Consider the following 21,246-nt stretch of genomic DNA (forward strand, 5'->3'; position numbering starts at 1 on the left):
AGGACTCATATCTCACGGCAAAACCTTTGCGCCGTGCGAACGTGATCGCCGTTCAGATCTCTCTTACATGTGGAAACTTTCCCGACACTGATGGCGCAGGTTGTGCGCTTGCGCGTCGGAAATTCATTATCCACAGCGAGCCGCCTGCCGTAACTTTCTCGATCAGATGCGATCGCTATAATGGCGCAACATTTTACGACTGCTGATTTCTTTCAATCTCTTTCTTTTATTTATTTCGGAGGCGCTCGATGTTTGGCGGAGCCGGCCAGTTAGCGCGCAACTACAAAACATTTGAGCATACGATCAAGCTCCGGACGCGAGAGACGATCGCGAAGATCAAGCGCGAAAGAACTTCCGCCACCATCATCGCGGTCACCGGAAGCAGCGCCAAGACAACGACCGTTGCGCTGCTTTCCCATATTCTCGCGGGCCATTCCAAGGTCACGTCGCAGTTTCTTTGTAACGGATATGGCCACGCCATCGACGCGTTGCTCAATCTACGTTCTGACACCCGCTACTCCGTCATCGAGCAGGGCACGAAAAAGCCGGGGCATATACCTCAAGCGGCGAAACTGCTGAAGCCGGATCTTGCGATCATCACGCTCGTCGCCATCGAGCATTACGCGACGCTCAAATCCATCGAGGCGGTGGCACAAGAAAAATCGGCACTGGTCGAGGCCGTTCCCGACGACGGCCTTGTCGTCCTCAACTTCGACGATCCGAACGTACGTGCCATGGCGGATCGCACCCGCGCGCGTTCGATCACTTTCGGAACGACGGGCGGCGATTATCTCGCGACAAACATTCGGACGGACGTATGCGGACTGCTCTTGCTGACGCTAACCGGCGGTGGCCACACAATTGATCTCGAAACCCAGCTTCTCGGCGCGCACAACTGGCTGACGATCGCAGCCGCCGCCACGTCTGCGCTCGAACTCGGCGTCCCCGCGCAAACCGTTCGCGCCAGGATCGCCTCGTTCGCGCCCATTCACGGGCGCATGAGCCCGCACACGACTCCGGGTGGGACGCGCATAATTCTCGATTGCGCCAAGGCTCCCTATCACAGCATTTTTCTGCCGTTAGAGACGCTGAGATCCATCACCGCGCCCAAGAAGCGTTTCATCCTGGGGCAGATCAGCGATTACGCAGGTAACGCCACAAAGAAGTATAGAGATGCCTACGCTGCCGCCGTCCAGGTCGCGGATGAAGTCTGCTTCGTCGGGCCGTGGGCGCATAAGGCGCGGGCGCCGCAAGCAGACATCGACAGCGGTAAGTTCCGCGCCTTCGCCAATATCGAAGCTCTTGCTGCTCATCTCAGAGATACGGCGGTCAAAGACGAGGTCATCCTCGTGAAGTCCGCGAAGAATTTGCACTTGGAACGGCTTCTGCTCGACCGCATCACGGAAGTTCGTTGCTGGCCTGACGAGTGCGGCCGCAAAGCTCCGTGCGAAGAATGCGGTCTCTATGACAGACCGTTCTTCGAGCACGGAGGTCGGCGCCAATACCGTGACCAACGGCAGCGTTCGAGAAAGATCAAATCCTGGCTGAGTTCGTTCTTGTAGTCGCGAACAATCGTGCTGCAGGCAGACGAGCCGCGTCACGGCGTTGGGAGAATGCGGCGTGATCGCTGCGCCGGTTCGCACCGCGATCGCACCCCACGAATTTCGGCCCCTGCCGAAATCCGCGAACGCCTTGAAAGAAATGGTGAGCCCGGTTGGGATCGAACCAACGACCCTCTGATTAAAAGTCAGATGCTCTACCGCTGAGCTACGGGCCCCCGAAGGGGTCCGGTTACCTGCCTTTTGGCCGGAGCGCAAGTGTCGGCGCACGCGTTGTGTAAAGATCGCTGCGTGCGGCCCGCGTGGTGAGGCTTTCCGGACAGATTTACGCACCTGAGCCCGACATTTGGCAGCTGCTCTGACCGATTCCGCGGGCGGAAGCGTTGCAGCGACGCCCTAGATGCCACCGGTCTCGTGTTCTGCGGCGATATGGTCGCAGTATCAGCACGCAGTTCCGCTTAGACACTCGCATATTCGTTTCCACGTGTGAGTGCTTCGAGGTTCCCGCAGCCGCCGGGCGCCATAGGACTCGGCTCGGAAACATCCCGTTTCAATTACGGCGCCGCCATGCCTGACCGCCTCAAAGCCGTTCTTCTGATGTGCACGGCTGTTTCGCTGTTCTCGTGCCTCGATGCGACCGCGAAATACCTCGGCAGCTACCAGGGTATCCCCACGTCGGAAATCGTCTGGGCCCGCTTCCTCGGCCAGGCTCTGCTGATGGTGGTTATCTTCGGGCCGCGCTCGGTTCCGGGATGGTTCAAAACCAAGCGCCCCGGGCTACAGCTTTTGCGCTCGCTGTTCATGGTGGCGACGACGGCGTTCAATTTTATCGCCATCCAATACCTGCGTCTCGACCAGACGATCTCGATCGCCTTTCTGGCGCCGCTTCTCGTGGCAGCGCTCGCCGGTCCGCTACTCGGCGAGTACGTCGGATGGCGCCGTGCGATTGCAATCGTATCCGGATTTATCGGCGTTCTGATCGTCGTCAGGCCGGGCATCGTCGAGTTTCATCCGGCCTTTCTGGCATCGCTCGTGTCGATGACGGCTTATGCGCTGTTCATGATCGTGACGCGCAAGCTCGCGGGTGTCGATCCGCCGCTCGTCACGCTTTTCTATGCGCTGCTCGTCGGCGTGGTTGCAGGCGGATTTTTCGCCATTCCGGAATGGGTGTGGCCGGCGACGGCGTTCGATTGGCTGCTGCTGCTCGCGACCGGCGCGCTTGGCGGGCTCGGGCATTATCTGCTGATCCATGCCTATGCGCTCGCGCCGGCGTCATCCGTCTCGCCGTTCCTGTACTTCCAGCTGATGAGCATGATCGGGCTGGAGTTCCTGGTGTTTGGCGACACGCCGGATCGCTGGACGCTGATCGGGTCGAGCGTCGTCATCGCGTCGGGCATCTATCTCGTGCACCGCGAACGCATCGCGCATCGCGAGAGCAAGGATGCCGCTATGGAGCAGCAGGCCGCTTCGTGATCCGCGCTTTCGTTTCGTCGGCCCATTCGGCGAAGCGGCCGTGCGCGATCGCGTCCCGCATCGCCGCCATCAGGTCCTGATAAAAAACGGTGTTGACCCACGACAGGATCATGGCGCCGAGGAATTCACCGGACTTGATGAGATGATGCACGTAAGCCTTCGAATAGTCGCGCGCACCGGGGCATGAGCTCAGCTCGTCGAGCGGGCTCATGTCCTCGGCGAACTTGGCGTTGCGCATGTTGAGCGCGCCGTTCCACGTGAAGGCGTAGCCGTGACGGCCATTTCGCGTCGGCATCACGCAGTCGAACATATCGACGCCGAGACGGACGGACTCGATCAGGTCGAGCGGCGTTCCGACTCCCATCAGGTAGCGTGGCTTGTCGGTCGGAAGCGCTGGCAGCGTTTGCCCGAGCGTCGCGATCATCGCCTCGTGACCTTCGCCGACCGCGAGACCGCCGACGGCGTAGCCCGGAAAATCCATATCGACGAGCGCTGCCGCGGAACGGTGGCGGAGTTCAGCGTCGGTGCCGCCCTGCACGATTCCGAACAGCGCCTGGCCCGCATGCGCGCCGCCAGCGGCACGTTGCGCCTCGAAGGCGCGCTTGGAGCGTTCGGCCCAGCGCAGCGATAATTCCATCGCGCGCTCGACCTCGCGGCGCTCGGCGGGCAACTCGATGCATTCGTCGAACTGCATCTGAATGTCCGCGCCGAGCAGGCACTGGATTTCGATCGAGCGCTCGGGCGACAGCATGTGGCGCGAGCCGTCGAGATGCGATTGAAACGCGACGCCCTCTTCCGTGATCTTGCGAATCTTGCCGAGGCTCATCACCTGGAAGCCGCCGGAGTCGGTCAGGATCGGTCCATCCCAGCGCATGAATTTGTGCAGCCCGCCGAGGCGCGCGATGCGTTCCGCGCCGGGACGCAGCATCAGATGATAGGTGTTGCCGAGGAGGATGTCGGCACCGGCGTCGCGCACCTGATCGGGATAGAGCGCCTTGACCGTCGCGACCGTTCCGACCGGCATGAACGCGGGCGTGCGAATGACACCGCGCGAGGTGGTGATCTCGCCGAGACGCGCAAGGCCGTCTGTCGTCTTGAGATGGAAGGCGAAGTGTTCTGTCATCGGTCAGGTGCTAGGCTCTGCATCCGCGGGGAATAGCAGGCTGGCGTCGCCGTAGGAATAAAAGCGATAGCCAGAGTGAATGGCGTGGCCGTAGGCGGCGCGCATGGTGCCGAGGCCGGAGAAGGCCGCGACGAGCATGAACAGCGTCGAGCGCGGCAGGTGGAAGTTGGTCATCAGCGCGTCGATGGCTTTGAAGCGATAACCTGGCGTGATGAAGATCGACGTGTCGCCCGACCAGGCCGGAATGCTTCCGTCGTCGCCCGCGGCGCTTTCGAGAACGCGCAGAGACGTCGTGCCGACGGCGACGATGCGTCCACCCCGTGCGCGCGTTTCGTTGAGCGCGGCGGCGGTTTCGGCGGAGATCTCGCCCCACTCGCTGTGCATCTTGTGCTCGCTGGTGTCATCGGCCTTCACGGGAAGGAACGTGCCCGGTCCGACGTGCAGCGTCACGAAATGGCGAGAGATGCCGCGCGCGTCGAGGGCGGCGAAAAGCTCGGGCGTGAAGTGCAGCCCGGCGGTCGGCGCGGCAACGGCGCCGTCATTCTTCGCGTAGACAGTTTGATAGCTCTGGCGGTCGCGATCGTCGGCGCCACGCTTCAACGCGATGTAAGGCGGCAACGGCATCACGCCGACCGCGCGGATCGCATCGTCGAGAATGCTCCCCGAATAGTCGAACGCCAGCTCGACTTCCCCCGCCTCTCCTTTCGCCGAAACGGTCGCATCGAGTGCGCCGAGAAAGCAGCTTTCGCCTGAGTGGCCGAAATGCACGCGATCGCCGACCTCGAGACGTTTCGCAGGACGCGCGAAGGCGCGCCAGGAACTGTCTCCGACCTGCTTCGTCAGATTGAAATCGACCTTCGCCTGCACGTCGCCGCGCGTACGCACGCCCGAGAGCGCCGCCGGAATGACGCGCGTGTCGTTGAAGACGAGCGCGTCGCCCGGATTGAGCAAGCCCGGCAGATCGCGAACCGTCTTGTCGGAAAGTTCGGCATCGTCGCGCGCGCAACCGCCCTTTACTGGATGCACGACCAGCAGGCGCGCCGAATCCCGCGGCTCGGCGGGACGCAGTGCGATGGCGCTATCGGGCAACTCGAAGTCGAAAAGGTCGGTGCGCATCGCGTTCGTGTCAGCCTCTACGCCATGCTCCCATGAGCGCAAGCAGCGTGACGACGAGCCAGCTCACGATCATCAGCGTACCACCAATCGGCGTAAGCATCTGGAACGACGCGTCATCGAAGATCGTGTGGTACGCGATTTGGCCCGAGAATATCGAAGCTCCCGCGAGCATCAGGGCGGCGACGGCCTGCCAGAGACACGAGCGCGCGGTGCGCGACGCCACGGCGATCAGGGCGACGGCCCCGGCGGCATGCAGCGTCAGCATGGTCGCGGCGGTGGCCAGCGACGCGCTCGGGTATTTGTGCGAAGCGGCGGCGGCGAGCGCGACGCCTGCAGCGCCGGCCAATCCTGCCCAGGCGAGAATGAGAAAAGGCGCGCCGCAAAGCGCGCCCTTGGTCGTGTCACAGGAGTCGGCCATTACGCTGCATCCGAAGCGACGCGGACGGTGATCATTTTGTCCGGGCTCGCAGGCGGCTCGCCCTTGTTGATCTTGTCGACGTTTTCCATGCCCGAGATCACCTTGCCCCAGACGGTGTACTGCTTGTCGAGGAAGCGTGCGTCGTCGAACACGATGAAGAACTGGCTGTTCGCCGAGTTCGGATTCTGCGCACGTGCCATCGAGCAGATGCCGCGAATGTGCGGTTCGGCGTTGAATTCGGCGGGCAGGTTCGGAAGCTTCGAGCTGCCGGTGCCACGGCCTTGCGGGCAACCGGTCTGCGCCATGAAGCCGTCGATGACGCGATGAAACACGATGCCGTCGTAGAAGCCTTCGCGCGCCAGCGTCTTGATGCGCTCGACATGCTTCGGCGCGAGATCGGGACGAAGCTCGATCACGACCGGACCCTTGCTGGTTTCGATCAGCAGCGTGTTCTCGGGGTCTTTGTAGTCAGCCACTTGTGGGCTCCTTTCATGATTTCGTTCCCTCTCCCCAATCCAAGCGCGGAGGAATGGGGAAAGGGAGTTTTGCTACTGGACGTAAACTTTGACCATCGTATCGGGATCCTCGACGGTGCCGGAGCCCGGCTCGCCGCGCTTGATCTTGTCGACGTTCTCCATGCCCGAGACGACCTGTCCCCAAATGGTGTACTGGCCCGTCAGACCTGCGCAGCCGCTGTCGTTGAAGCAGATGAAGAACTGGCTGTTGGCGGAGTTCGGATCCTGCGTGCGCGCCGCGCCGACCGAGCCGCGCTTGTACGGCTCCTGCGAAAATTCGGCGGGAAGATCGGGCAGCTTCGAGCCGCTCATGCCGGTGCCGGTCGGATCGCCGGTCTGGGCCATGAAGCCATCGATCACGCGATGCCACTTGAGGCCGTTGTAGAAACCTTCGCCGGCGAGCGTCTTGACGCGCTCGACGTGCTTCGGCGCGAGATCGGGCCGGAGCTTGATGACGACCTTGCCGGTCTTCAGCTCAATGACGAGATCGTCGCCTGCGGCGCGCGCAGACGTTCCGGCGAGACACGTCATCGCGAATACGGACGCGAGGGCAAGAAATAGATAGCGGGTCATGGCGCTCCTCATGATGTCTTGGAGGTTTTCCAGAGGCGGGCGGAGCCGCTCTGTCGTTGCGGCCGGCAGTGTTGCCGCCCTTATGGCGATTTGACGGCCTGATCGCAACCCTTGGACAGGGCTGCGGCGCTTGCACAGGGATTTCGGCGGGCCGGACCGTCGCTAGCGATGGGATTTCATGCCGCGCGAGCGGCTGAGCGGCGCTGCGGGCTCGGGAGCGGGTTCGACAGGTTTACGAGTGTGCTGCGGCGCGCCGTCGAACGTCACGAGAAAGCGCGGCATGTCGTGAACGATGCCCGCCGGCAGAACCTGGACGCCCTCACGCACGAGGCGGGCGAATTGCTGATCGCGATGCGGACCACGCCCGATCGCACCGCCTTTCGCGACGACGCGATGCCAGGGCACGAACTCGCGCTCGTCTTCGGACAAATGCGCAATCAGCGACTGAACAAGCGCCAAGGGCTCGCCGATCTTTTGCGCCAGCACGTCGAACGTCGTTACGCGGCCGATCGGAACGGCGCGGACGAGCGTCAATAGATCGGCTCTTTTCGACATGGCGTTGTCCGTCGTGACGTTACTTGGATTTGGCAGCCTTGGCCTTCAGCCGTTTCAAAACGTCCTTGGAGACGAACGGCGAAGGATCGCCGCCCATCGACACGACCGCGCGCACGAGGTTGGCTGCGATGTGGCGCACGTGCGGGGACGCCGCGACGTAGACCGTCTGAATGTCCGGCGCCATCTCGCCGTTCATGCCCGCCATTTGCATTTCGTAGTCGAAGTCCGTGCCATCGCGCAGGCCGCGCACGATCACGGTCGCGCGGTTGGCCTTCGCGGCATCGACGGCCAGGCCGGAAAACGTCACGACCTCGATTTTCGTTTTCGTATCGCGCACGATGGGACGGACTTCATCCTGCAGCATCGCGATGCGATCGTCGGTCGTGAACATCGGCGACTTGCCGGGATTGACGCCGATACCGATGACCAATCGATCGAGCAGGCCCGCGGCCCGACGGATGACGTCGGTGTGCCCGAGGGTCACGGGGTCGAAGGAGCCGGAATAGAAGCCGATGCGGATCATGATCGCTTGTAAGGGCGCAACCGATCCGAGATCAAGCCGTCGCCGCTTCTTTAGAGGAGGTCTTAAGCGTCCGCTTGATCAGGGCCGAGACAATCGGGCGTTTTCGCAACGCGGCCAGGAACCGGCGGCCGTCCCGGGTGCGGGTCCAAGCTTCGAGCGGGGGAATGCGGTCCGTCGCACGATAGTAGCGCTTGGCGAGCGCGAGGCTCACCAGGGCGATGGCTGCCCCGACATACAGGTCGATGAGGTAATGGCCGCCGACCGGGACGGTCGAGACGAACATGACCACGTTCAGCAATATGCCGAGCACGCCGATGATCGGTACACCACGCCAGGCCACAGCGAACAGGATGGCGGACGCCGCGTGATAGCTCGGGAACTCGACGATGCCGCTGAACACCATTTCGCGCCAGCCGTTGCGCAAGCCTTCAATGAACTTCGGCTGCTCCCAAGGCATGACGTTGACCGCGTCGGGGAAGTCGGCGGGCGTGAAATTGAAGTGCCAATACGGCCCCATCGCGGGGAACAGGAAAAATCCGAACATCGTGATGGCGAGCGTGATGGCGGACGCAGTGATCATCACGCGCAAACGCTGGGGATCGGTCGCGGTCAACGCAACGATCAACACGACGGGCTGCCAGAGATTGCTGGCGTAGACGTCGCACAGCACGCGTGAAAGCAGAGGGTGGTCGCGGAACCAGAACGCAATCGCAACCCAGTCGACGCCCATGCGGCGATCGATTTCGGCCAACGCCGAATCCTGCAGCGGCATCGCGAAGGCAGCGAGAACGGAGCACAACGGCGGCACGACGAGGAACGTCGCCATCAGAATCGCGGCCATTTCCATGATCAGCGCCGGACGAAGCCAGCCGGCGCCTGTCAACGCCGCGGCGATCGCGAGCAGAATGACGAACTGGGCAGTGAGCAGATAGGGCGCGTAATGAAAGCCCATCGCGACCGACAGGATCGCGAGCAGCACCGCGCAGGCCGCCATGATGATCCAGGCGAGGCGCGCCGAACGGTTCCAAAGCTCGGGAATGCCGGCACGCAGGTACACCCACGCGACCTCCCACATCGGCTTCGGCAAAATCGCGAAAGACGCAATACTCATCGGGACGGCCCCACTACTCGACCGGGGTGTTCTGCCAGAGAAGCCTGAAAGGCGCGTTAAGGCTGGCGAGGAATTTGCCTATCCGATAAAATTCAATCATTTCATGATCCTAAACGCGTTCTACTCTCCCGATCGTGCAAACAAAAAAGAGGCCCGGATGTCGCCGGGCCTCTCGCAAAAGACTCGCGTGTCGCGCGCGTTCTATTTCAGTGGCGCATACTCGGAACGCGATCCGAAAATGTCAGAGAGATTGAAACGATAGCCGAGGCCGACGGAGACGATGAGCGGGTCGACCGTCACGTTCGCCTTGACGTCCGTGCCCTTCCAGGAAACGTCGGTATCGAGCCAGACCTTTTTGATGTCGGCGTTGAAGTACCAGCCCTGGCCGAGTTCCACGTCGACGCCCGCCTGCAGCGCGAAGCCCCATGAGTCATCGAGCTTGATTTTGGCGCCGCCGAGATCGCTTTTGCCGCCGTCGAAATAGTGGATGTATTGCACGCCCGCGCCGACGTACGGCTTGAAGCCGCCGACCGGATCGAAATGATATTGCAGCGTTACGATCGGGGGAAGGTCCAGAAGCTTCCGAGATCCGTGCCGTGCAGCGATCCCTTACCTTCCGCTTCGAAACGCGCGAAGCAGCAGAACAACTCCGCCGCGATGTTCTTGGTGAAGAAGTGCGTCACCGTCAGAGTCGGAAGAACTTCCGTGCTGACGTCGGCACTGGCGTTCGGATCGATATTGACCTTCGCGCTCGAGTCCGGAACGACGACGGTGCCTTGTACGCGCACCAGCGTGTCTCCGCTATAATTGCCAGCGTTTGCTGGCGCAGCGATCATCGATAACCCAAGCGCAAGAAGCACGCCGATTGCTTCTTTCTGCATTTTCCTAACCCCCATTTGCTTCTCAGTCCCCACCGCGAATCGCGAGCAACTCGCCGGTCTGAGAAACGTTATCGATGCAGCGCAGCAACGTGCCTACGATGCTGCCGCGCCGACTTCTGACGGAGATCAGACGATGGACGCGATAATTTCGCGTGTGACGCTCACGCCACGAATTTTGTTGATTTCAATCAAAATCATGCGGAGGCGACCGGTCGATAAGAAACGTCTAACGAGGTCGATCGCTGCGAGCCCTACACTATGTCGTCTTATGAAACCGCAGCGAAAATCATCGACCGCATGCTGTCAGGCGACCGTGCGAACATCCTCGCGCCTCTCCAAAAGCGTGCGCAGCTCGTGCGGCTCGGCAATCGTTATGCCGTCAGCGCGCTCGGATCGGGCTTCGTCTATATCGTCGCCCGTGGCGTCGTCTGCATCGAGACCACGGCGCAAACCGACATCCACGCCGTTACGTCGCTTCTTTATGAGGGCGACGTTCTGATCCCCGAGCTGCAGGCGCCGCTGCCCGAGCTGACGCTGACGACGCAGCGGCCTTCGGAATTCTGGAAGCTGACCATGACGGCGCTTGCAGAAGAAGCGGAGCAGCACCCGCAGCTTCGCAAAGCGCTCTTCCTACTTCCGCAGGTTCAGAACGCACGCGCCCAGCTGCACATCGCAGCGATGTCGGGATTGAATTCGGAGGAGCGGATCGCGGCGGTTCTCGTCGAGATCGGGGCGCATATCGGCATGCAGGCGGGCGGCGCGATCTCGTTCGATCTCCCGCTGACGCGCTACAACATCGCCGATTATCTCGCGCTCAATCCCGATACCGTATCACGCATTCTGTCGTCGCTCGTCAGCGACGGGATCATCGAGCGCCGCGGCCGGTTTCAAGTCTCGATCCGCAACTGGCGGGCACTCGTTGCGAAGTGCCCGCTCAGCGAAGCGATCATCCGGCTGCACGGCGCAGGCAAGCCCCTGCTTATGGGCTGACGCCTTCGCTGCCCTCGTCCGTCTCATCCTCGGTGATACGCTCGACGGAGACGACCTTCTCCTCGGCTTCCGTCTTGAAGATGCGCACGCCCTGGGTGTTGCGGCCCGCGATCCGGACGCCGTCCACGGGACAACGGATCAGCTGGCCGCCGTCGGTGACGAGCATGATCTGATCCTTCTCGTCGATCGGGAAGGACGCGAGCAAACGGCCGTTGCGATCGTTGACGACCATCGCGACGATGCCCTTGCCGCCGCGACCCGACGTGCGGAACTCGAACGACGACGATCGTTTGCCGAAGCCCTTGCTCGAAACGGTCAGCACGAATTGCTCGCCCGCCTGCATCACGGCGAAGCGTTCGGGACTGAGCGTCACGGCCTCGGCGCTGACTTCCTCGGCGTCGGCCTCCGCGACGGGTTCGGCGTCTTCGGTTTCTTCCGAGCGACGCAGAGCGCTCGCCTGCTTCAGGTAGGCGGCGCGTTCCTCTGCTGACGCCTCGAAGTGATCGAGGATGGCCATCGAGATGACTTCGTCGCCGTCGCCGAGCCTGATGCCGCGAACGCCGGTCGAGTCGCGCCCCTTGAACAGGCGGATTTCATCGCTGATGAGGAAGCGGACGCACTGGCCGTTACCGCTGGTCAAAAGCACGTCCTGATCGGGCTTGGCGATCGCGACCTGCACAATGCTGTCGCCTTCATCGAGCTTCATCGCGATCTTGCCGTTGCGATTGATGCTCTCGAAGTCGGCGAGCGCGTTGCGCCGGACGTTGCCGGAACGTGTCGCGAAGATCAGCTCAAGCTCGCTCCACGTCGAGGAATCCTCCGGCAGCGGCAGGATCGACGTGATGACCTCGTCCTGCGCGAGCGGCAGCAGGTTGACGAGCGCCTTGCCGGGCGATTGCGGCGAAGCCGGCGGCAAGCGCCAGACTTTCATGCGATAGCACATGCCGCGCGACGAGAAGAACAGCACCGGCGTATGTGTCGACGTCACGAACAGCTGCGTGACGAAATCCTCGTCGCGCGTCGACATGCCGGAGCGGCCCTTGCCGCCACGACGCTGCGCGCGATACGTCGCGAGCGGCACGCGCTTGATGTAGCCCTTATGGCTGACGGTGACGACGCAATCCTCGCGCTGGATAAGATCCTCGTCTTCGACCTCGCCTTCGATGTCGACGATTTCGGTTTTGCGCGGCGTCGCGAACTCATCCTTGATCGTCTGCAGCTCGCCCTTGACGATATCGACGACACGCGCGCGCGACGCAAGGATTGCAAGATATTCGCGGATTTCATTGGCGATCTTGTTCAACTCGTCAGCGATCTCGTCGCGGCCGAGAGCCGTGAGGCGGGCAAGTCGCAGTTCGAGGATAGCCTTCGCCTGCTCTTCCGAAAGCCGGTACGTGCCGGTCGCCGACACCTTGTGGCGCGGATCGGCGATCAGCTCGATCAGCGGCACCATATCTTTCGCCGGCCAGTCGCGCGCCATCAGCTGCTCTTTGGCTTCGGCGGGCGACGCGGAAAAGCGGATGAGCTTGATCACCTCGTCGATGTTGGCGACGGCGATCGCCAAGCCGACCAACACGTGAGCGCGATCGCGCGCCTTGTTCAGCAGGTGCTTGATGCGGCGCGTAACGACGTCCTGGCGGAAGCTCGTGAACGCCGAGATGAAATCCTTCAGCGTCAGGCTTTCCGGACGGCCGCCGTTGATCGCCAGCATGTTGGCGCCGAACGTCGTCTGCAGGTCGGAATACTTGTAGAGGTTATTCAGAACGACATCGGCGACCGCATCACGCTTCAGCTCGATGACGATGCGAATGCCTTCGCGGTTCGATTCATCCCAAAGATCGGAGATGCCTTCGATCTTCTTGTCGCGCACGAGATCGGCGATTTTTTCGATCAGCGTGCGCTTGTTCACCTGATAGGGAATTTCGGAGACGACGAGGGCTTCGCGATCCTTGCGGATATGCTCGACGGTCACGCGGGCACGCATGATGATCGAGCCGCGGCCCTTGTGATAGGCTGAGAGAATGCCGCCGCGGCCGAGAATGAGACCGGCCGTCGGGAAATCCGGGCCCTGAATGATCTGCGAAAGCTCGTCGATACCGATCTCGGGATTGTCGAGGTCGGCGATGCAGGCGTCGATGACCTCGCCGAGGTTGTGCGGCGGAATGTTCGTCGCCATGCCGACCGCGATGCCGCCCGCACCGTTGACGAGCAGGTTCGGAAATTTGGCGGGCAGAACGGACGGCTCCTGAATGGTGCCGTCGTAGTTGTCGCGATAATCGACCGTATCGTTGTCGAGATCGTCGAGCAGGAAGCTCGCGACTTTGGCGAGACGCGATTCCGTGTAGCGCTCAGCCGCCGGCGGGTCACCGTCGATCGAACCGAAGTTGCCCTGCCCATCGACGAGCGGCACGCGCATCGAGAAATCCTGCGCGAGACGCACGAGCGCGTCGTAGATCGCGAGGTTGCCGTGCGGGTGATATTTGCCCATCACCTCGCCGACGATGCGCGCCGACTTGACGTACTTCTTATTCCAATCGAGCCCGAGTTCGTTCATCGCGAACAGGATGCGGCGGTGCACGGGCTTCAGACCGTCGCGGACATCGGGCAACGCGCGCGAGATGATGACGCTCATCGCGTAGTCGAGGTACGACTTCTTCATCTCGTCTGAAATGGAGACGGGGCGGATGTCGCTCGGCTCGCGGCCAGCCGGTCTTTCGTCGTCGCTATTGTCGGTCAAAGTCTCAACTTTCTTGGAGGCAGATCGCGGCTGCAGCGCGGACGTTCGGCTGGCGCGGGATGGTGCTGAATACCATATCGGAAAGCGCGCCGGAAAGCTATCAGCGCGGCGACGTGACGCGAAATCCCGCTGGAAAAATTCGTACGTATATTCAATATGTTACTAGTCCCGCCTTGCACGCGGCGCGGCGTTTCCGTGACTTCATCCGGACACAGTCCGAGACTATTTGCTCAATCGTGCAGATTCGGGATTTTCGTGGGTCCTGATTGAACCGGCGGCGCGGCGCCGGGGAGCCCCGCGCGTGACTTAAAAAGGAACTCTCAATGAGCCCAAAACTCTTCGCTCTCGCCTTCCTCACGCTCTCCGCCGGAACGCTCCCGGCGCTTGCCGACGACGTCTTCCTCACCGAGCAAAAGTCGACGGAATATCTCGCGAAGGACCGTCTCATCGGCGTCAACGTCCATAACGGCGATGGCAAGGTGATCGGCGACATCGAAGATCTCATCGTCGACGGCGACAACAAAATCATCGGCGCGATCGTCGGTGTCGGTGGTCTCCTCGGCGTCGGCGAGAAAAAGGTTGCGGTCAGCCTGCCGTCGCTCAACATCGAAGCGGCGGAGAAAGGCATCGTCATCTCGCTGCCGACAGCGACGAAGGAAGCACTGACCGCCGCTCCGGCGTATAAGCGCGCCAATCCGCCGAAGGGCTGGCTGCAGCGCGCCGCCGAAAAGGGCGAAGAAATTCGCGACAAGTCCGGCCCCGCTTACGAGAAAGCAAAAGAGACCGCGAAGGAAGCCTACGAGTCGGCGAAGGAAAAGGCCGGCCCAGCACTCGAGAAGGCTAAGCAAGAGGCTCAGGACGCGCTCGCCAAGGCGAAGGAGGCCGCGCAGCCAGCTCAAACTCCGCCCGAAGCTCCGAAGAACTGACGCGCATACGCGCGAATTATCGTTGTGGTCTGCATGTTTACCCCGGTGCGGAACGGCACCGGGGTTTTTTGCGTTTTTCTTCCATCCAGCATTACCGCAACCGTGCGGCGGATGCAGTCGATGAAGGAAACGCCAAATGCATATGGTTTTGATTGCGGCCGCGCTGGTTCTTTCAGCGGTGTTCTCGCAAGCTGCGTTCGCCGCCGACCAAACTTCCGGAGAACAGCTGTTCAATAACAATTGCCGTACCTGTCACTCGTGGAAGGAAGGCGATAACCGGCTCGGACCAAACCTGCACAAGATCGTCGGGCGAAAATCCGGCGCGGTCGAAGGCTACGCCTATTCGCAATCGATGAAGCAGGCGAACCTCACCTGGGACGAGGCAACGCTCGACAAGTTCATCGCGAGCCCCGACTCCGTCGTGCAGAGCAACAACATGAAGCCCTTCAACGGCATCACCGACGCCGCGACACGCAAGCATATCGTCGAGTTTTTGAAGTCGAAGTGATTAGCCTGCGCAGGCGCTTGGCGGTCTCCGAAGGCGTTCGTGTCCGTCATGTCTTGAGTGCTCGCGACCGCCTCTCGTCGCGTGGATGGCCGCCTCCGCGGCCATGACGTGACGAGGGCAGGACTTCGGCAAAGCCGGCGGCCGGGTCCAGGTGCGCCGCCATTTGTGTCGCCGTTTTTGATAGTGCGCCACGACGGCATCGGTCGACACCGGGGCGTTAAGTCAGCCAAGCTTTGGCAGTAGACGCCTCCCGGCCGTTTCGGCTACGCATGGCCGCCCAAAAGTACGGAGGGTGAGCGTGGCGTCGGGCGGGTCGAGATCAGTCGTTCTGATTGCACTGGGGTGCAACTTCGGGATCGCGGTCGCGAAGTTCGTCGCGGCGGCCTGGACGTTGTCGTCCGCGATGCTTTCGGAAGCCATTCACTCGCTCGTCGATACGGCCAATCAGGGATTGCTCCTGTTCGGCATTGCGCGCGCCAAGCTCCCGGCGGACGAGCAGCACCCGTTCGGCTACGGCAAGGAAATCTACTTCTGGAGCTTCATCGTCGCGATGGTTCTGTTCTCGCTCGGCGCGGGCGTGGCCATCTACGAAGGCGTGCTGAAAATCCTCGATCCGCACCCGCTGCAGAACGTGGAAGTCCTTTACGCCGTCCTCGCCGTGGCGATGATCCTCGAGGGTTTTTCGCTCTTCAAGGCGGTGCGCGAATTCAATGCGCGGCCGGAAGCGAGGAACGGATTCGTCGAAGCCCTGCGCCGATCGAAGGACCCAAGTCTGTTCGCCATCGTGCTTGAAGACATGGCGGCGATGCTCGGCCTGACGATCGCTCTCCTCGGCACGCTCGTCGCACATCTCGGCGGTTTCGACAAAGCCGATGGCGTCGCGTCGATCCTGATCGGTCTGCTGCTTGCGGGCGTCGCGGCGTTCATGTCGATCGAGATCAAATCGCTGATCGTCGGCGAGGCGGCGTCACGCGTGGTGCAAGCTGGCATTCGCGAGATCGTGACCGGCGAGATCGGCACCGGAAAGCCCATTCGCAAGATCAACGATCTTCGCACGATGCATCTCGGCCCGAACGACGTGCTGGTCACGGCAAGCGTCGATTTTCAGGACGGCATCAGCGCGCGAACGGTGGAAGACGCGACGGGGCGTTTGCAGGCTGCGATCAAATCGCGATTTCCGGAAGTGCGCCACCTGTTCATCGAGGGGCAGTCGGAGGAGACCTTCAAGCCCACATCGGTGACGCTGCATTAGCACGTCTTCGTCATTCTCGGCCGAGCGCGGCGAAGCTGCGTCGAAGGCCGGGAATCCCGCACAAGACTCGTCGAAGACGGTCTATTGGGCCTTCGGCACTTATTGCACTGGATCCCCGAACGAGCTCGCAAGCTCGCGCGCTCGAGGATGACGATGGGACACGCGCTTGGCGAATTGCGCTTGGCGGCCGGCTCGCGGAACGCGAGTCGCCAAGCGCAAACTAAAATGGGATTTCGTCGTCGAGGGCTTTGTCGAAGCCGCCTTTGGAGCCACCACCGCCGCCGCCGGATTTCGATGACACCCGGCGCGGCTCGCTTGAGCCAAAGCCGCCATCGTTCCCGTAATCGGGTCCGCTTTCCTGCATGCCGACCGACGCGCCACGGCCGCCGGACGCTCCATCGAGCATCGTCAACGTACCGCTGAAGCCTTGCAGCACGACCTCGGTTGAATACTTCTCAGCGCCGGACTGGTCGGTCCACTTGCGCGTCTGAAGCGCGCCTTCGATGTAGAGCTTCGCGCCCTTCTTCACATATTGCTCGACGACCTTGCACAGCGGCTCGCTGAAAATGACGACACGATGCCACTCGGTCCGCTCCTTGCGCTCGCCGGTCTGCTTATCGCGCCAGGTCTCGCTGGTCGCCAGACTGAGATTGGCGATCGGCCGCCCGTCCTGCGTGCGGCGAATTTCGGGGTCCTTGCCGACGTTGCCGACGAGAATGACCTTATTGACCGAACCTGCCATTCGCAGTCTCCTTGAAACATGTTTGAACTTCAGACGCGGATTGCGTCATCGGCCGGTTCATCTCGGACTGATCTGAAATGAACGCGGCGGCATCTTAGTTGTATCGGCGGCAGCACCGCAGAATCTCCAACCGACATTAGAGGCTAGGGCGTCGGGCTTCCTCAGATCATTTGCCGTTGTCCACGCTTTCCATGCCGATCATGTTCTCTTTATGTTCTAATATAGAGAGGCAGCTGCAACAGCGCAAGGGAAAATCCGAACCGAGTGGCGGCGGTCGCCCTGGTGGCGCTTGACTGGCGGATGCCATGGTCTAAGGCGATGGTTTGTTTTTCACGCGCGGCCGCCGCGCACGACCGGAGCACCAAAGCCGCAGATGGCTTACTATAATTGTCTGAAATGCCCGGGATATTGCTGCTCGTATCCGGTCATCGCGCTCAACAAGCGCGACGTCGAACGCCTCGCGAAATATTTCAAGGTGACGTTCAACACGGCGAAGAAGCGCTATACGCGCGAAGGCCACGGGCACAAATATTTGATGCGCCGCAAGGGCGACAAGCATTACGGCCGCATCTGCCAGTTCTTCGACACGAAAGAGCGCCGTTGCACGATTTATCATGGGCGCCCGCGCGCCTGCCGCGAGTATCCCGGCAACGGACGCTGCGGCTACTATGACTTCCTGATGCACGAGCGCCGCTGCCAGAACGACGACACGTTCGTTGCCATCACCAATCACAAGGATTGAGATTCGGTCTTGCGCTAAAGGGACTGCGCTTCATCGAGCCGGCGGCCCGGCCTGACCTGTTTTGCAGGAGACGATGATGAATGCTCCAGCCATCGGCCCGTCTCTGATACCCGGCGTCTATTACGACAATCTGCAGTCTGGCGTCGATTGGCTGATCTCCACGCTCGGCTTCGAAACCAAGGCGTCCTACAACGGACCGAGTGGAGAGCCCGAGTTCGCAGAACTCGCGTGGGGCAATGGAATGATTTTCGTTTCGAGGACGCCGCGCACCGGACCTTGGGCAAAGGCCGGCAAAACCTGCATCTGCCTTGTTGCGAATTCGCACGCCGTCGAAGCGCACTATCGACAAGCTGTCGATGCAGGCGCACGCATCCTCAGGCCGCTAAGGCGCAGCACGTCGCCAGCGTTTCCCGACGGGGTCATGGGATTTGATCTCGAAGATCCAGAGGGCAATCTCTGGACTGTCAGCGAATATCAGCCGGCGCGGTGACGTTTCCGGTCGCTCGTGTGTCGACGCGCGAGACGATTTTGCAAAGTCACCGCGCTCAGACGCGCGCTTCGTGCATCTCACTTCGGCCAATTCAACCGGCATCGCCAAAAATTAAACCCCGCCGCATCCTCGGATGCGCGCGGGGTTCGTTTTTACCTTCGATGGTGTGCCCAGACTAAAACCGGGCTTTTGAAGCGAGGCTCTGGCTCACCTTTACGGCTGCCGCCCTCGTGCGATAGATCCAAATTGTGAACGTGACAGCCGTCATGAGCGCGGCCAAAGTCTCGAGAGCGCCCGTCAAGCTGCTGACCTCGTGAACGTCAATCCTCGAGGTCCCGTTGAATGATCCGGTGGAGTCATCTCCCTCCTCGATTGTTTCGCCGTGTCACGCTTACCGCCTTTTTCATCCGGCGCACGGGACTTTACAAACCACATGCGCCGAACAACTCGCCATCACGAACGCTGCTCATCGACCCCATCGGCCGAGATGCCTTTGCGATCATTGGCGACAGCAGCACCGTCACCACTTAAATCTGTGCCTCAAATGCGGTGTCGTCAAGACGTCATATGCGAGAATGCGATCAAAAATATTTAACGGTCGCACATCGTTTGTATACGGTGCATTTAACTTTCCGGAACCGAGAATAGACAACGTTCGAAGCGCGAGCATTCAATGAGCGAATTGCATGCGACTGGCAGTTGCCTTTGCAGGGGTGTGATTTTCGAAGTTGCCGGCGCGCTCCGTCCGGTGCTCGCGTGTCATTGCTCGCAATGTGCGAAAACAAGCGGAAACTTCGCTGCAATGACTTCCTGTCCGCGCGAGAATTTGAAAATTCTCTCCGACGAGACACTGCGCTGGTTCCGATCCTCGGAAACAGTCGAGCGCGGTTTCTGCACTCGCTGCGGCGGCAATCTGTTTTGGAAGCAAACCGGAAGCAGCGATATCTACATCACCGCAGGCACGCTTGATACGCCGACAGGCCTCAAAATCAGCGAGCACATCTTCGTTGCATCGAAATCGGATTACTACGATCTGACTGACGGTCTTCCGCAGAAGGACGAATGGTGAGGCGCACGGCGAGGCGAATTCAAATCGCGCGCCACCGTGCGCCAAGCCGACGCTATTTGATCGGGCACGCTTTATCGCACGGCACGTTTTCGCTCTTCTCAACAGAGCCGCGGAAAATCGACACCGTTTCACGCACGCATTGTCCGCCCGACTGCACGACGCGGATAATGTTGTCGCCGGATTTTGCCTGGCAAAGAACAGACATGTCTTGCGCCACCTCAAACGACTGCTGGTCGTCGGCCGTATTTTCCGCGGCGAGCGCGCGTGGCACGATCAGGTCGAGCAGGCTCGCGGTGTTCAAGGTCAACGGTTTGGGAAGGCGATCGAACGCGATCCATTCGTAATTGACCTGCCCGCGAGGTCCGTTCACGCGGATCGAGATGTCGCCGGTCTTCGGGCAGCTTCCGACCTCGACGCGGGCGGAGCCCTGCGTAACGAGCGCGCGATAGTCGATCTTGCAGCCGAAATTCTTCTCCAGCAGCGCCGCCTGCGCGAGGCGATGATCGACCTGGTTGAACGGCACGTCGTTTTTCCAGGAGAAGTAGAGATTGCGCGCCGTCGGGACGGCGGCCGCGACCGATACGGCGAGCACGAGCAGCTTGACGAGCGTCAGCGTGCGGTTCACCGGATGCGCGGGGTGCGAAATGTTCAGCAGAGATGGAGCGTCGCTCATTCCAGTGCCCTCATTGATAACAAGCCCGCAAAAGTTTCCGAAACCCATAGGATGGCGTCAAGGCTGAATGGCGTCGTTTTGCTGACAGCCGTGTGAACGGGTGGTGGAGCGAACGCCGTTCGTGATGGCGTGTGTGGATTGCGCATGAGTTGTGTGGGGGCCGATGTGGCGGATTGGCCCTCCGCTTTTTCCACGCGCTTGATGCTTCGGATTTCGCTTGTTCCTCTCACTTCAATGCTGCGGATTTGGCCGTCGCTTTTCTCGCTCCCCTTGGAACTTTGAAGCAGTTCGCGGGCAGTCCGCAGGCAGAGAGACTTCCGCCCTTCTCCCCTCCCCTTCACCGGGGAGGGGTTGGGGGTGGGGTGGAGGGATTGGCGGATTGTTGGCGAAATTCGCGGGCAGCGCGTGGAGGTAGTCGTCCGGTGCGACGGAAGGAGTCGCGGTCGTTCCAACGCATAACGCCTGGCGCGTTCCCCCACCCCTAACCCCTCCCCGCAAGGGGGAGGGGAATTAGCGACGGTTCGCTCTGCCTTGTTGCGTGGCGAAACGGATGCAACCGGCGGTGCCTCAAGCTGCCCCTCACCCTAACCCTATCCCCGTAAAGGACGGGGAGAGGGAAAAGCTCCGTGCTCTGCACGCGCGAACAGCGTTCGTGACGGTCCATCTATCTTTCCTTGAACTTGGCTCGGCAGCGACGTGTGCCTTCCCCTCAGGGCAGGGGTCGGGGGTGGGGTGAAGGGCTTGGCGGATTGCCGGGGCAAATTTACGTGAGGCTGCCCCTCACCCTAACCCTCTCCCCGTAAAGGACGGGGAGAGGGGATTTGCCTGCGAAGGTCTCCCCACTTCCCCACTTCCCCACTTCCCCACTTCCCCACTTCCCCACTTCCCCACTTCCCCACTTCCCCACTTCCCCACTTCCCCACTTCCCCACTTCCCCACTTCCCCACTTCCCCACTTCCCCACTTCCCCACTTCCCCACTTCCCCACTTCCCCACTTCCCCACTTCCCCACTTCCCCACTTCCCCACTTCCCCACTTCCCCACTTCCCCACTTCCCCACTTCCCGTGAAGGATGGGGAAAGGCGCGGCGTTCCGCGGCTTGGGGGGCGGAAACAGCAGGCGGCCGTGCTTGGCCGTCTCCCAGCAAAGGGATTGCTTTGTGGTGGCCATCGACGCGGGGCCTTGAAAATGGGGCTGTCCGCCATCATTTTTGGTCGCTCGCGTGGGGTCGCATTGCGGCGCCCCCCGCCCTTCGGCTAGACCGTTGCCCC

The 21,246-nt window shown here is 61.3% G+C and carries 20 protein-coding genes, 1 tRNA gene and 1 pseudogene; 9 read left to right on the top strand and 13 right to left on the bottom strand.

Translation table 11 applies throughout. From position 1 onward, the window contains the following. Positions 1 to 248: 248 nt before the first annotated feature. Positions 249 to 1,562: a Mur ligase family protein gene (locus tag HDEN_RS10685; RefSeq protein WP_013216124.1), complete on the top strand. Its 1,314-nt coding sequence runs from the start codon at positions 249 to 251 to the stop codon at positions 1,560 to 1,562. A 140-nt stretch (positions 1,563 to 1,702) separates the two neighbouring features. On the opposite strand, the gene HDEN_RS10690 is transcribed toward HDEN_RS10685, so the two are convergent. Then, positions 1,703 to 1,777, bottom strand: a tRNA-Lys gene (locus HDEN_RS10690). 349 nt (positions 1,778 to 2,126) lie between these two features. Between HDEN_RS10690 and HDEN_RS10695 the strand changes: the two genes are divergently transcribed. Continuing rightward, the gene (locus HDEN_RS10695) at positions 2,127 to 3,032 is read left to right on the top strand and encodes a DMT family transporter (RefSeq protein ID WP_013216125.1); all 906 of its coding nucleotides are present in this window, start codon (positions 2,127 to 2,129) and stop codon (positions 3,030 to 3,032) included. Here HDEN_RS10695 and tgt read toward each other — a convergent pair. From tgt to HDEN_RS18635, 9 genes and pseudogenes are all read right to left on the bottom strand, one after another. Continuing rightward, positions 3,007 to 4,155, bottom strand: a complete 1,149-nt coding sequence (gene tgt / locus HDEN_RS10700) for a tRNA guanosine(34) transglycosylase Tgt (RefSeq protein WP_013216126.1) — start codon at positions 4,153 to 4,155, stop codon at positions 3,007 to 3,009. The two genes, HDEN_RS10695 and tgt, sit on opposite strands and share 26 nt — an antisense overlap. A 3-nt stretch (positions 4,156 to 4,158) precedes the next feature. Next, positions 4,159 to 5,271, bottom strand: coding sequence for a tRNA preQ1(34) S-adenosylmethionine ribosyltransferase-isomerase QueA (queA, locus tag HDEN_RS10705; protein WP_013216127.1), 1,113 nt, complete (start codon positions 5,269 to 5,271; stop codon positions 4,159 to 4,161). Between the two features lie 10 nt (positions 5,272 to 5,281). Next, on the bottom strand, positions 5,282 to 5,689 hold the full coding sequence (locus HDEN_RS10710; RefSeq protein ID WP_013216128.1) for a DUF423 domain-containing protein: 408 nt from the start codon (positions 5,687 to 5,689) through the stop codon (positions 5,282 to 5,284). Then, positions 5,689 to 6,165 (bottom strand): peptidylprolyl isomerase, encoded by a 477-nt coding sequence (locus tag HDEN_RS10715; protein ID WP_013216129.1) that lies wholly within the window; start codon positions 6,163 to 6,165, stop codon positions 5,689 to 5,691. Before HDEN_RS10715 ends, HDEN_RS10710 begins: the two co-directional genes overlap by 1 nt. Positions 6,166 to 6,237: 72 nt before the next feature. After that, positions 6,238 to 6,777, bottom strand: coding sequence for a peptidylprolyl isomerase (locus HDEN_RS10720; protein ID WP_013216130.1), 540 nt, complete (start codon positions 6,775 to 6,777; stop codon positions 6,238 to 6,240). Positions 6,778 to 6,939: 162 nt separating this feature from the next. Beyond that, positions 6,940 to 7,332 carry an MGMT family protein gene (locus HDEN_RS10725; RefSeq protein WP_013216131.1) on the bottom strand — a complete coding sequence of 131 codons (393 nt, stop codon included), beginning with the start codon at positions 7,330 to 7,332 and terminating at the stop codon, positions 6,940 to 6,942. A gap of 19 nt (positions 7,333 to 7,351) precedes the next feature. Beyond that, a complete protein-coding gene (gene coaD, locus HDEN_RS10730) occupies positions 7,352 to 7,855 on the bottom strand; it encodes a pantetheine-phosphate adenylyltransferase (protein ID WP_013216132.1) in 504 nt (167 codons plus the stop codon). Positions 7,856 to 7,886: 31 nt separating this feature from the next. Beyond that, positions 7,887 to 8,966, bottom strand: coding sequence for a phosphatase PAP2 family protein (locus HDEN_RS10735; RefSeq protein ID WP_013216133.1), 1,080 nt, complete (start codon positions 8,964 to 8,966; stop codon positions 7,887 to 7,889). A gap of 201 nt (positions 8,967 to 9,167) precedes the next feature. Beyond that, positions 9,168 to 9,862 (bottom strand): annotated as a pseudogene (locus HDEN_RS18635) (OmpW/AlkL family protein). A gap of 243 nt (positions 9,863 to 10,105) precedes the next feature. Between HDEN_RS18635 and HDEN_RS10745 the strand changes: the two are divergent. Further along, positions 10,106 to 10,837: a Crp/Fnr family transcriptional regulator gene (locus HDEN_RS10745; RefSeq protein ID WP_013216134.1), complete on the top strand. Its 732-nt coding sequence runs from the start codon at positions 10,106 to 10,108 to the stop codon at positions 10,835 to 10,837. On the opposite strand, the gene gyrA is transcribed toward HDEN_RS10745, so the two are convergent. Further along, entirely contained in the window at positions 10,827 to 13,574 is a 2,748-nt protein-coding gene (gene gyrA, locus HDEN_RS10750; RefSeq protein ID WP_013216135.1) for a DNA gyrase subunit A, read from the bottom strand. The genes HDEN_RS10745 and gyrA overlap by 11 nt on opposite strands. Before the next feature lie 323 nt (positions 13,575 to 13,897). On the opposite strand from gyrA, the gene HDEN_RS10755 reads away from it, so the two are divergent. The 3 genes from HDEN_RS10755 to HDEN_RS10765 all read left to right on the top strand — a co-directional run bounded on the left by HDEN_RS10755 (position 13,898) and on the right by HDEN_RS10765 (position 16,260). After that, positions 13,898 to 14,500, top strand: coding sequence for a PRC-barrel domain-containing protein (locus tag HDEN_RS10755; RefSeq protein WP_013216136.1), 603 nt, complete (start codon positions 13,898 to 13,900; stop codon positions 14,498 to 14,500). A 136-nt stretch (positions 14,501 to 14,636) separates the two neighbouring features. Beyond that, positions 14,637 to 15,008, top strand: a complete 372-nt coding sequence (locus HDEN_RS10760; protein ID WP_013216137.1) for a c-type cytochrome — start codon at positions 14,637 to 14,639, stop codon at positions 15,006 to 15,008. A gap of 298 nt (positions 15,009 to 15,306) precedes the next feature. Next, positions 15,307 to 16,260 (top strand): cation diffusion facilitator family transporter, encoded by a 954-nt coding sequence (locus HDEN_RS10765; protein WP_013216138.1) that lies wholly within the window; start codon positions 15,307 to 15,309, stop codon positions 16,258 to 16,260. A gap of 220 nt (positions 16,261 to 16,480) precedes the next feature. Here the strand turns inward: HDEN_RS10765 and HDEN_RS10770 are convergent, their stop codons facing one another. After that, positions 16,481 to 17,002 carry a single-stranded DNA-binding protein gene (locus HDEN_RS10770; RefSeq protein WP_013216139.1) on the bottom strand — a complete coding sequence of 174 codons (522 nt, stop codon included), beginning with the start codon at positions 17,000 to 17,002 and terminating at the stop codon, positions 16,481 to 16,483. A 373-nt stretch (positions 17,003 to 17,375) separates the two neighbouring features. On the opposite strand from HDEN_RS10770, the gene HDEN_RS10775 reads away from it, so the two are divergent. The 3 genes from HDEN_RS10775 to HDEN_RS10785 all read left to right on the top strand — a co-directional run bounded on the left by HDEN_RS10775 (position 17,376) and on the right by HDEN_RS10785 (position 19,303). After that, positions 17,376 to 17,744 (top strand): YkgJ family cysteine cluster protein, encoded by a 369-nt coding sequence (locus tag HDEN_RS10775; RefSeq protein ID WP_013216140.1) that lies wholly within the window; start codon positions 17,376 to 17,378, stop codon positions 17,742 to 17,744. Positions 17,745 to 17,820: 76 nt separating this feature from the next. Beyond that, entirely contained in the window at positions 17,821 to 18,234 is a 414-nt protein-coding gene (locus tag HDEN_RS10780; protein WP_013216141.1) for a VOC family protein, read from the top strand. Positions 18,235 to 18,907: 673 nt separating this feature from the next. Next, the gene (locus HDEN_RS10785) at positions 18,908 to 19,303 is read left to right on the top strand and encodes a GFA family protein (protein WP_013216143.1); all 396 of its coding nucleotides are present in this window, start codon (positions 18,908 to 18,910) and stop codon (positions 19,301 to 19,303) included. Positions 19,304 to 19,355: 52 nt separating this feature from the next. On the opposite strand, the gene HDEN_RS10790 is transcribed toward HDEN_RS10785, so the two are convergent. Continuing rightward, entirely contained in the window at positions 19,356 to 19,976 is a 621-nt protein-coding gene (locus HDEN_RS10790) for a hypothetical protein (RefSeq protein WP_013216144.1), read from the bottom strand. Between the last annotated feature and the right edge of the window lie 1,270 nt (positions 19,977 to 21,246).

This window comes from Hyphomicrobium denitrificans ATCC 51888 (assembly GCF_000143145.1).
In the GTDB taxonomy this organism is placed as follows: domain Bacteria; phylum Pseudomonadota; class Alphaproteobacteria; order Rhizobiales; family Hyphomicrobiaceae; genus Hyphomicrobium_B; species Hyphomicrobium_B denitrificans.